This window comes from Mastigocladopsis repens PCC 10914, assembly GCF_000315565.1.
GTDB lineage: Bacteria > Cyanobacteriota > Cyanobacteriia > Cyanobacteriales > Nostocaceae > Mastigocladopsis > Mastigocladopsis repens.
This window is the reverse complement of record NZ_JH992901.1, coordinates 1,203,679-1,217,075: the sequence shown is the minus strand read 5'-3', so window position 1 is coordinate 1,217,075 and position 13,397 is coordinate 1,203,679. Positions and strand designations below refer to the sequence as shown.

At 43.2% G+C, this 13,397-nt stretch carries 7 protein-coding genes and 1 pseudogene; 5 read left to right on the top strand and 3 right to left on the bottom strand.

The window, feature by feature from the left end; all coding sequences use genetic code 11:
- The first annotated feature begins 646 nt into the window (after positions 1–646).
- Positions 647–5,365 carry a glutamate synthase large subunit gene (gltB, locus tag MAS10914_RS0107595; RefSeq protein WP_017315318.1) on the top strand — a complete coding sequence of 1,573 codons (4,719 nt, stop codon included), beginning with the start codon at positions 647–649 and terminating at the stop codon, positions 5,363–5,365.
- 326 nt (positions 5,366–5,691) lie between these two features.
- On the opposite strand, the gene MAS10914_RS0107590 is transcribed toward gltB, so the two are convergent.
- The gene (locus tag MAS10914_RS0107590; protein ID WP_026082403.1) at positions 5,692–6,606 is read right to left on the bottom strand and encodes a polysaccharide deacetylase family protein; all 915 of its coding nucleotides are present in this window, start codon (positions 6,604–6,606) and stop codon (positions 5,692–5,694) included.
- A 944-nt stretch (positions 6,607–7,550) separates the two neighbouring features.
- On the opposite strand from MAS10914_RS0107590, the pseudogene MAS10914_RS0107585 reads away from it, so the two are divergent.
- The 4 genes and pseudogenes from MAS10914_RS0107585 to MAS10914_RS29775 form a co-directional block, all read left to right on the top strand.
- Positions 7,551–7,718, top strand: a pseudogene (locus tag MAS10914_RS0107585) (IS4 family transposase); the annotation flags it as partial.
- Positions 7,719–7,859: 141 nt separating this feature from the next.
- Complete coding sequence (locus MAS10914_RS0107580) at positions 7,860–8,462, top strand: TetR/AcrR family transcriptional regulator (RefSeq protein ID WP_017315315.1); 603 nt, start codon at positions 7,860–7,862, stop codon at positions 8,460–8,462.
- A gap of 13 nt (positions 8,463–8,475) precedes the next feature.
- Positions 8,476–10,032 carry an FAD-dependent monooxygenase gene (locus MAS10914_RS0107575; RefSeq protein ID WP_033365700.1) on the top strand — a complete coding sequence of 519 codons (1,557 nt, stop codon included), beginning with the start codon at positions 8,476–8,478 and terminating at the stop codon, positions 10,030–10,032.
- 61 nt (positions 10,033–10,093) lie between these two features.
- A complete protein-coding gene (locus tag MAS10914_RS29775; RefSeq protein ID WP_017315313.1) occupies positions 10,094–10,420 on the top strand; it encodes a Rieske (2Fe-2S) protein in 327 nt (108 codons plus the stop codon).
- A 206-nt stretch (positions 10,421–10,626) separates the two neighbouring features.
- Here the strand turns inward: MAS10914_RS29775 and MAS10914_RS0107565 are convergent, their stop codons facing one another.
- Positions 10,627–11,901: a mannosyltransferase family protein gene (locus MAS10914_RS0107565; protein ID WP_017315312.1), complete on the bottom strand. Its 1,275-nt coding sequence runs from the start codon at positions 11,899–11,901 to the stop codon at positions 10,627–10,629.
- Between the two features lie 42 nt (positions 11,902–11,943).
- Positions 11,944–13,395: an ArnT family glycosyltransferase gene (locus MAS10914_RS0107560; RefSeq protein ID WP_017315311.1), complete on the bottom strand. Its 1,452-nt coding sequence runs from the start codon at positions 13,393–13,395 to the stop codon at positions 11,944–11,946.
- Positions 13,396–13,397: the final 2 nt, after the last annotated feature.

The following is a 13,397-nucleotide window of genomic DNA, read 5'->3' as shown; positions in this document are numbered from 1 at the left end:
GGGCTTTTTGTCGCTTTAAAAAAAACAAAAAAATTATCGATATAAACCTTAAAATTACGGGTGCTAACTAAGATAAGCGCTACTCAATTATGACAGCAGTCTGTTAGTTATCAAAATAGAAGTGATGAAGTTTGCCATGCTTGCTCAAAATTGCTATGCAGGTAAAGTTATTCTGGTAGCAACATAATTGACAAAGATGAGTCAATAAAAATTTAGAAAAAACTAAGGATAAATAGGATAGGAATTGTCAAATGGACATATAGTGTAATACGCTGATTTTATTGCCGAATCGGGACAATTTTAGATTTAAAAGTAGTGAAGCCATATGTTTGAGTTTTTTTCAGGTAAGCCGTTAAGGGCTAGACCTGGAAACTAGCCTTCCTTAAGGAACAGAGAATTGAGGAAATACATACCTTTAGAATCATAGACAAAAAACTGCTGAGGCAAAAGTAGTTTGTTTAACTCAGCATAAATACATAGAAAAATAACGAGAAAATTTTAACACGGGTCAAACAGCGATAAAACCCGAAGTTAAAATTTTTTTTCCCTAATTTTCAGTGATTCTGTATTTCTCCATCTCGAGATTTAGCAAAATTTTCCTAACAAGAAGTAGCAAAAATCGTAACTAAGACGTCAGGGATAGTCTATGAATAAAAAATGGATGAATCAAGAACAGAAAATGACATCATCAGATACTTCCCTAGGAAGTATCTATCCAGGACAAAGATGGCTCGTAGAGGAACGAGATGCATGTGGTGTGGGTTTTATTGCCCATCGCCAAAACTATGCTAGCCATGAAATAGTAGAAAAAGCTTTGGCTGCTTTGACCTGCTTAGAACACCGGGGTGGTTGTAGTGCAGATCAAGATTCTGGTGATGGGGCGGGAATATTGACCGCGATACCCTGGACGTTGTTCCAACAAGATTTAGCGGGGCGGGGAATACAACTTCCCACCACCGAAAATATTGTCGTGGGCATGATATTTTTACCGCAAGACAAAAGCGCAGCTCAAAAAGCGCGTGCAACTGTTGAGCAAGTCGTACAAGAGGAGAATTTGAATGTACTGGGCTGGCGAGAAGTGCCAGTACAGCCTCAATTATTGGGGGTACAAGCAAGAGACAATCAACCTCAAATTGAACAAATTTTCTTAGCCTCCCAAGACAAAAGCGGCGATGAACTCGAACGTCAACTGTATATTACCCGCCGTCGAATTGGTAAAGCTGTTCGCAATTTCCTCAACTGCAACTGGTCAGAAGACTTTTATATCTGCTCCCTGTCGAGCCGCACAATCGTTTACAAAGGCATGGTGCGATCGGCAGTCTTGGGAGACTTTTATCTCGATTTAAAAAATCCGGCATACACAAGCGCATGGGCTGTATACCACCGCCGCTTTAGTACCAATACCATGCCCAAATGGCCCTTGGCTCAACCGATGCGGCTTTTGGGTCACAACGGAGAAATCAACACCCTGTTGGGTAACATCAACTGGATGATGGCACGAGAAGCCAGTTTGAATCATCCAATCTGGGGAGAACGCATTGATGAATTGAAACCGTTTGTCTACATTGACAACAGTGACTCAGCCACCTTAGACAACGTGTTGGAGTTGCTGGTGCGTTCTGGACGCAGCCCACTGGAAGCCTTAATGATTATGGTTCCAGAAGCATACCAGAATCAGCCAGAGTTGCGTAATTCCCCTGAGATCATAGATTTCTACGAATACTACAGCGGTCTGCAAGAAGCATGGGATGGACCAGCATTGCTGGTGTTTAGTGATGGGCAAAAAGTTGGTGCAACACTAGACCGCAATGGCTTAAGACCAGCTCGTTATTGCATTACCAAGGATGACTATATTGTTGTGGCTTCTGAAGCAGGAGTGGTGAACATAGACGAAGCCAACATTCTGGAAAAAGGCAGACTTGGTCCAGGGCAAATGATTGCTGTGGATTTAGAAACAAAAGAGGTGCTGAAGAATTGGGAGATTAAACAGCGTATTGCCCAAAGCAAACCATATGGGGAATGGGTGCGCCAGCATCGCCAAGAACTCAAGCAACTCGTGAGTGATCAGTCGTTAGTCGTTAATGGTAACGGTGTCAATGGTAACGGGCATTCCACAAATAACAACCCACAACCTGCAGCTACTAACATCGACAGACAAGCCCTACTGCGGCAGCAAATTGCTTTTGGTTACACCACAGAAGACGTGGAAATGGTCATTGAGCCAATGGCAAAAGAAGGCAAAGAGGCGACTTTCTGCATGGGAGACGATATTCCTTTAGCAGTGCTGTCAGAAAAACCCCATCTGCTTTATGACTACTTCAAACAGCGCTTTGCTCAAGTAACGAACCCACCGATTGATCCCCTGAGAGAAAGCCTGGTGATGTCCTTGAAAGTAGAACTGGGTGAGCGGGGTAACTTACTGGAACCAAAGCCAGAATATGCACGTAGACTGAAACTAGATTCACCAGTGCTGCATGAGGCAGAATTGGAGGCTATCAAGCTGTCGGGATTTGCCACAGCCCAGTTGTCAACTCTGTTTGAAATAGCCGCAGGTCCAGAAGGATTAAAAGCAGCCGTTGAGTCTTTGCAAGCACAAGCGGCTGAATCGGTGCGGGCAGGAGCTAAGATACTGATCTTGAGCGATAGGGTAGGTCATGGCATTGATACTGAATCCACCTATATTCCCCCTCTACTAGCCGTAGGTGCGGTACACCATCACCTCATCCGCGAAGGACTGCGGATGAAAACATCTCTCGTAGTTGATACTGCCCAATGCTGGAGTACACATCACTTTGCGTGTCTTATTGGGTATGGTGCAGCTGCTATTTGCCCGTATTTGGCTTTGGATAGCGTACGTGATTGGTGGCTTGACCCCAAGACCCAACAGTTTATGGAGCGGGGTAAAATCACTGCCATTAGCTTGGAGCAAGCTTTCGCCAACTATCGCAAGGCAGTAGAGGGGGGTTTGCTGAAGATTCTCTCCAAGATGGGGATTTCCTTGCTCTCCAGTTATCAAGCAGCGCAAATCTTTGAGGCAATTGGTATTGGTCAGGATTTATTAGAGCTGGGATTTTATGGCACAACTTCTCGCATCGGTGGTCTTAGTGTCACAGAACTGGCGCAAGAAGTGCTGGCTTTCCATAGTAAGGCTTTCCCGGATCTGGCAACCAAGAAGCTAGAAAATTACGGGTTTGTCCAGTACCGTCGTGGCGGCGAGTATCACATGAATAGCCCAGAACTGGCAAAGGCGCTGCACAAAGCAGTCGCTGGCACAAACTACGACCACTACGAAGTTTATAAGAAGCACCTGGAAAATAGACCAGTCACGGCGTTGCGTGACTTGCTGGATTTCCAAAGCGATCGCTCACCTATTTCGATTGAAGAAGTTGAGTCGGTGAGTGAGATTGTCAAGCGCTTTTGTACTGGTGGAATGTCACTGGGAGCGTTATCACGGGAAGCTCATGAAACTTTGGCCATCGCCATGAATCGTCTTGGTGGTAAATCCAATTCTGGGGAAGGTGGTGAAGATCCAGTGCGTTTCCCACGCTTGGATGATGTAGACGAGACAGGTCACTCACCAACCCTACCGCACTTAAAAGGATTACAAAACGGCGATACGGCTTCCAGCTCGATTAAGCAAGTCGCATCGGGACGCTTTGGTGTGACACCAGAGTACCTAATGAGCGCCAAACAAATTGAAATCAAAATCGCCCAAGGTGCAAAACCAGGGGAAGGTGGACAGCTACCAGGACCAAAGGTCAGCCCATACATTGCCATGTTGCGGCGTTCTAAGCCTGGTGTGACGCTGATTTCACCACCACCACACCACGATATCTATTCGATTGAAGACCTAGCGCAGTTAATCTTTGACTTGCACCAAATTAACCCGAAAGCTCAAGTTTCGGTGAAGTTGGTCGCAGAAATCGGTATCGGGACGATCGCCGCTGGTGTGGCAAAAGCTAACGCCGATATCATCCAAGTTTCCGGTCATGATGGCGGTACAGGAGCTTCCCCACTGAGTTCTATAAAACACGCGGGTTCACCCTGGGAACTCGGTTTAACTGAAGTGCATCGCGTGTTGATGGAAAATAGCCTGCGCGATCGCGTGATTTTGCGCGTAGATGGTGGCTTAAAGACTGGTTGGGATGTGCTGATGGGCGCATTGATGGGCGCAGAAGAATTTGGTTTTGGTTCCATTGCCATGATTGCCGAAGGGTGTATCATGGCACGAGTCTGTCATATGAACACCTGTCCTGTAGGTGTTGCTACCCAGAAAGAAGAACTGCGAGAGCGGTTTAGTGGAAAGCCAGAAGATGTTGTCAACTTCTTCTACTTTATTGCCCAAGAAGTCCGTAGTCTTCTAGCAAGGCTTGGCTACCGTTCCTTGTCAGAAGTCGTTGGACGAGCCGATTTAATGAAGCTTAGAGAAGACGCACATATCACAAAGACGCAAGCGCTGAACCTGGACTGCTTGCTTCAGTTACCAGAGACAAAAGAAAACCGCAGTTGGTTGGTGCATGAAGAAGTTCACAGCAACGGCGTGGTTTTGGATGACCAGTTAGTTGCTGATCCCGACATTCAAGCTGCCATCCGCAACCAGTCTGCTGTCACCAAAACATTGGCGGTAGTCAACACCGACAGAACTATTGGCGCACGGTTAGCAGGTGTGATTGCTTCCCAATATGGTGACAATGGCTTTGAAGGGCAAATTAACCTCAACTTTAAAGGAAGCGTCGGACAAAGCTTTGGTGCCTTCAATCTTCCCGGCATGATTCTCACCCTTGAAGGGGAGGCAAACGACTATGTTGGTAAGGGGATGAATGGTGGTGAAATCATCATCAAGCCCCCAGTAAATGCCACATATAACCCTGCACAAAACGTGATCATTGGCAATACCTGCCTCTACGGTGCTACTGGTGGCATCTTGTTTGCTCAAGGTTTAGCCGGAGAACGCTTTGCTGTGCGTAACTCCAAAGGGACAGCGGTGATTGAGGGTGCTGGGGATCACTGCTGCGAGTACATGACTGGTGGCGTGGTTGTTGTTTTGGGGAAGGTAGGACGCAACGTCGCAGCCGGCATGACTGGCGGACTGGCATACTTCTTAGATGAAGATGGGATGTTCCCTGAGTTAGTCAACCGAGAAATTGTCAAACTCCAGCGAGTCATAACCTCAGCTGGTGAGAAGCAACTGCAAGAATTAATCAGAGCTTCTGCTGAACGCACCAATTCACAAAAAGCGAAGATGATTTTAGAGAACTGGCAAGAATTCTTACCCAAGTTCTGGCAATTGGTTCCGCCTTCTGAGGCTGATAGTCCACAAGCAAATCCCCAAGCTGCGGAGGAAAAACAGCTTGTTAGTTATTAGACTTCTTGCAAAAGTCTGTATTTAATATTTAGAACCACAGATGGACACAGATAAATTATCTGTGTTTATCTGTGTTTATCTGTGGTTTTATTTTCATAGCAATTGACTTTTGGACTCTTGTTTAATGATTATTAGTTAACAGAATTATGTACCAATACCGTTCAGATAAGACCAGAATCCTTATCAGGAAAACAATGTAGAGACGCGCCATGGCGCGTCTCTACACACGTGATTTTTTATACATCAATCTTAACTGAACCGTATTGAATTATGTACTAGTTTTAGATTTTAGTAATTAATAATTATTAATGACTAATAACTAATAGCTATTGCTTTTTCTTGACTGCCGCCAACTGTAGTTCTTGGTCTTCTATTTCTAATAGTTCTGGAATAGTAACAAAGCGATAGCCTTGCTTTCTAAAATTACTAATAATCTGTGGCAAAGCTTGCACAGTTTTGGCACGATTTCCACCACCATCATGCATTAACACAATTCCACCGGGTTTTGAATCTTTCATTATGTTATGAATTAACCTAGGTACAGCAGGGCGGCTGTAGTCTATGGAGTCAGCAGACCACATGACAACAGTATAGTTTCTGCTCTTAGCATAAGCAGATAATCCATTATGCATTATTCCACCAGGGGGTCTAAACAAAGTTGTTTTCGCACCTGTAAGTTGATAGATTAAGTTTGTCGTGCTATCAATTTCAAATGCCGCTGCCTGTGGATTAAAGTAGTGATACCAATGATGCCAAGTATGGTTGCCAATGACGTGACCTTCTGCGACGATGCGTTTTCCTAAGTCTGGGTGATTCTTTAGCATCTGTCCGACGACAAAGAATGTAGCTTTTATATTATTTTTTTTCAAGATATCTAGAACCTCTGTGGTTGACTCACCCCAAGGACCATCATCGAAGGTGAGAGCAATAACTTTCTCCCCTTTCGTCAGTTTTGCATTCTCAATAATTGCACCTTGAAAGCGCGACGGTACAGTATAGGAAAACCCCTTTGTTTTTGCTTGTTGCTGCCAACTTGTCAGCATTGCAGCCTTGAATTTTTCAATGCGCTGTTGAGTTCCTACTTTGGCTGCTGTATCCTTTACATTTATAGCTGGTTTTGTCTGAGCTTCTGAAGCATTTGGGTTTATGGGCATTACTAAACCAATGCTTAAACTGGCACAAAAGCCCACCAGGGCAATCAATATTCCATGCGACCAAACATACGACTTATTCGTTTCCACGTCAAAGCTCCTTAAGGTGGAATCATGAGTTATGTATCTGACGGTGTGCTGTAGCACAATTTCTCTCGATACTAGATATTAGATACTCAGGCGCTTTCTGGTAATCCTGAAAATTTGAATACAGATTAACAGAAATAAAAAAAATAAGCTGATAAATAATATAGGTTTAAATAAAACCAAGATTACTAAGCTCTAAACTAACATAGGTAGTAATAGTTGGAAGTCGAATAAATCATTGGCATAAACCATGTTTTGTGTTGTTTTATTTGAAATTTGATTTGCATAAATGCCAGTGGATATCCTACAACTAAACACTATTTGAATCTGAAAAAATCAGTTAAATTTTTAACTGATTTTTTATTGCTATTAGCCCAAGCCTAAGTAGTAGACGTAATCCATCTCAATAGAGTTTCATATTGTCAAAGGTAACTTTTTCTGGAACGCAGAGTTTACCAATAACAATGCTTTCCTCAGCTAAACCATGCTGAGTTTTTGATGTAACATTTCTTTTGGTGCTACTGTTTCAGCTATAGAACCTACAGGTTATTTTGAATTATTTGGTAGCTTTAGCGTTGAATTTATAACCACAACTTTATTACGGTTATTACATCATTCTTATTCGAATTAAATATATATGTTTTCAGTACAAATACGGAATTTATTAAAGATTTCATGAATTTATCGGGTTTAATTATGAAATAATTTGCTTTTATTAAAGCATATTATTTTTCAATAATGTGCGTTACTATAACACTAATAAATAAATAATTTTCATAGACACAGAAAATTTTGTATTTTAAAGATACTATGAAGTTAAGTTGAAATAAACTTAAACAACTTTGCTCCAAGTACTTGATTTTGCTTGAGAGCGCCTCACGAGGGGTAAATCAAAAATCAAAAGTCAAAAGTCAAAAGTATTAAACCCCCTCTTTTTGATTATCATTATTTCTCTAGAGATGATTTATCGCGGTCTGTACCATTTCAGCGTTGCTTATGACAAAGGTAAAGCTGATGACCCAGTTAAATACTTTGCTGCCTCAGAGAATCAAGACTTAGGCGTGGTTAAATATCTCCGAAAGCCTGTCTCCAAGCTGGATTTGTCGCCTTTTCCCGCACCCTCTTGACAAAAGTGCATTTACTCTAACCTCTCACGAGTGGTTGAGACAGGGGTTTGGAGCAGTAGTTGAGGATTGAGCAATTGATAAACTTTTGCATCCTCTTCCCTCACTCAGAGAAGTTGCGCTAGAATTTCATTGAGTGAGCGTTCAATCAACTTTTTGCAAGTGAAGAATCTACGACAACAACAGGCAGCAGCGCAGCGCGATCACCTCGTTGATACAGCGCTGGAGTTGTTTGCCCAGAAGGGATACGATGCCACGAGCATTAAGCAGATCTCTACAGCAGCAGGGGTTGCTGCAGGATTGTTGTATCACTACTTTCCTAGCAAAAGCGAAGTTCTTAGAGCCGTTTGGGAGCGGCATAGCTTTTTACCAGAACTGCGGGCATTGCTAGAAGTAGAGCACGAGCAAGAGGCTGCTTACGTTCTCAGGCACATAGCAGATAGTTTTTCGGCAATGCTTGATCGCAAAGAACCGCTCTTTCGACTGATGGTGCGGGAAAGCCAGAGCAACCCGGAAGTTGCTGACTGTCTTCAAGCCATTGTCGGGGAAGGTGTTAAGGCATTGGCAGCATATTTGGAAACCCGTATTCAGTTTGGTGAGTTGCGATCGCACGATACAACACTCACCGCCAGAATGCTGCTGGGAACCGTATTTACAACTCATGTAGCTCGGTTACCCAACCGTTCATGGGAAACCTTAGTCGATCAATTGTTGCATGGCATTAGCGCTCAATAAGCAGGTGAAAACTATGGAAACAACACTCACAACGGATGTAATTATTGTCGGCGCTGGTCCCACGGGACTTTCTCTGGCGATACAGTTGATGCGTTACAACATAAATTTTGTGATTTTCGACCCGAAGGAAGGAGTGACTGAGCTATCTAAAGCGTTGGTCGTGCATGCTCGAACTTTGGAAATTTATGATCAAATCGGGTTGGCAGAGAAAGCAGTTGCAGGGGGCGAACGGTTGCAGAAAGGGGTTTTGACGCATGATGGCAAAGTTAGCACTCGCCTCGATTTTTCGGATTTTGGTGGACAGTTTAGCCCGTTTCCATTCCTCCTGATTTTTGAGCAGAGTAAAAATGAGCGTCTGCTTTATGACTATCTCCAGCAACACGGGCAATCTGTTCAGTGGCAGACCGAGCTGGAAAGTTTAACGCAAGATGCCAATGGAGTGAACGCAGTTGTTAGAACCAAAAGCGGTGAGATACAAACGATCAAAGCTGCTTATCTCGTTGGCTGTGATGGTGCAAGCAGTCCGACTCGACACGCTTTAGGTTTGAATTTTTGTGGGTCAACTCAGCCGCGATTGTTTTATGTTGCAGATGTGCAAATGGAATTTCCAGGGGATAGGAATGCCTTTAATGCAGTGATGGGTGAAGATTCCTTTGTGTTGATTGTGCCCATGCAAGGTGACAACCGTTGGCGATTGATTGGCAATTTACCAGAATACGAAAGCCAGCTCGATCAGGAGATTCTATTTGATGCGATCGAGGCAAAAGTAAAACGACTCACCCAAGTCTCAATGGACATTACGAAGGTGCATTGGTTCTCGTCTTACAAAGTCCATACGCGGCGGGCAGAAACGTTCTCGTCAGGGAGGTGTTTTTTAGCGGGAGATGCGGCTCACATTCACACTCCTGCAGGTGGTCAGGGAATGAATACAGGCATTCAAGATGCTTATAATTTGGCTTGGAAGCTGGCATTTGTACTCCAAGGAAAGGCACAGAATTCGCTGCTTGAGACGTACAGTGAAGAACGAGTGGCAAATGCGATACGGCTACTGCAAACAACCGATCAGTTCTTTGATGTGGCAGCCAGCGATCGCTGGTATTTGCGCTTCTTCCGGGGTAACATTTTGCCCACACTGGCAAGCCTAGTCAGCCAGTTTAGCCCTGCTAAAGAGTTTTTGTTTCCGGTTGTTTCTCAAATTGCATTGAACTATGAGGGTAGCTCTTTAAGCCAGCATCAGCAGAGATCCAAATTTGAGGTGAAAGCGGGCGATCGAATGCCCTACTTTTTAATCGAGGGCGAGAATATCTACAATCAACTTCGTGCCCCCAAATTTCATTTACTGATCTTCTCTGACGGACAACATGACAATAGCAGTTTGAAACTCGATGCTGAATATGCAGATTGCGTTGAGCTTCATGTCGTTCCACTTTATCCAAGAGCGGTTGAGATTTTTGGCAGTAAACAATCTTTTCAGGTGTTGTTGCGACCCGACCACTACATCGCACTTCTCTCTCCAGATTGTTCTTTAAACCATCTCACTGCCTACTTTAAACAGGCAATCAAATTGTAGACATCAATTGTCGATCACGAAGTAACCTTGCAGTTTTACACCATTAGAGAGAATCAAGACCATGAACTATGTCTATGTTGCATCCGTCGCAGACGTTCAACCTGGCAAAATGAAAGCGATCGTCGTCGAAAGCAAGGAAATATTGCTTGTAAATGTTGGCGGACAAATTTTTGCAATGCAGCGATTTTGTCCCCATGCGGGTGCTGATCTATGCGCTGGCAAAATTGTTGATTCTAAAGTAATATGTCCGAAACACAATGCTGCTTTTGATCTCGCCACGGGGGAAGCAGTTGATAAAGCGAAGTTGCTGTTTCTGAAGTTTCCGACGAAGCGTACGGAAACCTATAGAGTTAAAGTTGAGAACAATTCAATCTTCGTAGAAGCTTGATCATAGACAAACAGATAGACAGATAGTGTTTACTCTGCCAAATTAAGCCACGATGTAGTGCTGTCATTGCAAGGTGTCAAGATGCTACAAAGCACTCGTGAGAGGTTAGAGTAAATGCACTTTTGTCAAGAGGGTGCGGGAAAAGGTGACAAATCCAGCTTGGAGACAGTTTGACTTTTGACTTCCAAAGCAGCGGTACTAAACTTTTACCCTACCCAAAGTTCTTGGGCGAATCGAATAGAGAAGCTGGCAAGTATAATGGCGAAGAAAAACAGAGTTATGTATCCCCAACGAGGATGGTGGGATAACAACACTCCTAGTGCTACGCTCGCTGATGCAATGCCGTAAACAAGACGACTCAATGACCAAGTTCCTCCGGATGCTAGCAGTAAAGCAAGACCGCAAAAGCCATAGAAAACAGCAACTGGAGTCAGTTGAGTAGGTAATTTCCATAACAGGTAAGCACTGCCAAAGACAGTGGCTGTGTTAATAAAAGGATCGCCAGCCAGTATCCACAAAAGAAAGACTAAAGCAGCAAAGCCGTAGTCCACTTTTTGTGAACCTAACTTTTGGCGGAAGTGCCATAAGCAGTAGCCGATGCCAAGAATCATTACAAAACATAGAGGATGCAGAGGGTCTTTAATCGAGCCATGCTTCCAATTCCATGTGCCAATTGCTATTTGCATCAACATTTTCCACCAAGCCTGCCAATCAAACCCCAGTGAGGATCGCCATCCCCGTTGTGCATGGATAAACCCCAAAGGATCGCCAAAATGAATTGCACAGTACAGGGTAAACAGAAGCACTCCAATTGCAGTGCCAAAACCAGCAATGTAGGCAATCAAGGGTCTACGCTGTTTCCAAGCTGCTAACAAAAATGCAGGGATCAGCGCTAATCCTGTGGGACGTGTTGCTGTTGCCATCGCACCCCAAAGGACAGTCCAGCCATATTGTTGTTTATCAAAAGCTTGCAAAGCAGCCGTACTCAACAATAAATAGAGTCCCTCGGTGTAAATGACAGTGCCAAACATCGACAACGGACACCAAGCCACGACTGCTGTTGTCCATCGCGCTGCTGGTTTGCCATGATGGTCCTCTACCCAAAAGTAGAGACAGTAAAGCGCCGCCAAAAATGCTAGGCTGCTCACGAGCGTACCTGCCACTTCAAATGGCAAGCCTAGGCTCATAAAACCCCGAACGATTAAAGGGAACAGAGGAAAAAAGGCAAGGTTGTGTCCTTTGCCATCATTGGCAAATTCATATCCGGAAGTTGCTATTGAGTGGTAATGTACACTATCCCATGCATCAAATACCTCCCAACCAAATTTAGGGGCAATACCTCCCGGTGGCGCTGGGAGGTTGGGAGCAACCAGCAACATGGCAGTCCAGATGAATAATCGACTGACAAGCCACATCGTTGCTGGAAACAGTAAGGGATTGGTCCATAAAACTTTGCTTGCAGATATTAGACCTTTAGCCATAAGCTTGAGTGTTGATAGCGACTTGTTCCTTTGAGGATCCTCCTACATCTTCAGGGCTGATAATATGTAATGTTCTGTAATACCTTTTTCATCTGTATAAGTTTTTGAGTAATTTTTATTGATATAAGCTATAAGTTGGCTATCACTCTTGATTTGTCCAGTCCACCTAGCAAGGACAATTTGCTCAGGACGATATTTCTGTAAAACAGCAAGTAGTTCTTTTGATGTCAAATCTCTTGAGTGCAGTCGTTTATAGGACATCACTGCAATTTCTGGAGGAACGCGTAAACCAGCATAAAAAGCGTAGATGGGGCGATCTGTAAATACCCAATGGGTAGAATCTTTGTATTTTAAAACAAGTTGCATGGCTTCCAACTTGTTAGGGGGTCTGCCTTTTGGATTTGCAGGAGTTGCAACCACTAAGACAATAAAAAGGACGACTGCCAAGCTAGGAAAGATGAGTTTTTTGATGTTTGCTGATTTGAAATTTTTCGAGAGCAAATCAAGTAATAAAGCAACTCCATAACCAGCCAACCAGCATATAGGAATAGCAAGTAAAGGGTAGTGGTGGTACCAAATTGGTTTATGGTTGAGAATAAATAGTAGAGATGTTCCTAACCAGGTTAAGGGAAAAAGCCCTTCTCTTCGTTTTTTTAAAAAGATTGCCAATATGCCGATTAGCGCTAAAAATATATAGTCATAATCTTGACTCATCATACGAGGTAGATAATTAATATTATTAAAATTAACCAATTCTTTTTCTATCGGTTGATTCAAGTGAGATTGTAAGAGTTGGTCAAAGTTTGAAAATTGTTGATATGATAAGCCAATTATTATATAAATAACACTAAGAGTCCCTAGCCAAAGCACAAAAGGATTAAACCAAAGTTTTTTTTGCTGAATTGCTTTGAGGTTGAAATTTAAAATAGAAAAGAGTATCAAAGGTAGAAGAATGATAGTAAATAGTTTGGTTTGTAACGAGAGTGCCAGTAAGCCGCCAGATAAAATAATAAAAGAGTTGTGAAAACGTTCTTTATAGAGAGTGAGAAAATAAATAGAAAGCATTGCTAGTGAAAGTGATGGAATACCAATCATCACAGAAATGCTAAGTCGAATGTATAACCAAGAAGTGAATAGTAAAAGTGTGGCTACTAGCGCTGGTAGAATTCCCAGGTCACGACGGATGATTTGAAAAAAGCACCATAGCAATAGTGCTGAAAACAGCATGACTAGAAAGCGTGCAGCAAAGACTGACTCCCCAAACAAAGTAAACCATTGTGATAACAGGACTGTGAAAAGGGGTGGTTGGTCGTTCCAAATTTGAGTATAAAGAGAAAACCCTTGCGAATAAAGAAGAGTTTTTATCAAATTCAGACCTTCATCGTAATCAAGTTCAAAAGTTTGGGTGATTGGCTTGAACCTAATTGCAAGTAAAAAGCCAGCAATAAGAAAAATAATGAGCAGGTGAAAGAGAAAATTTTTCAGTTTGGGCATAC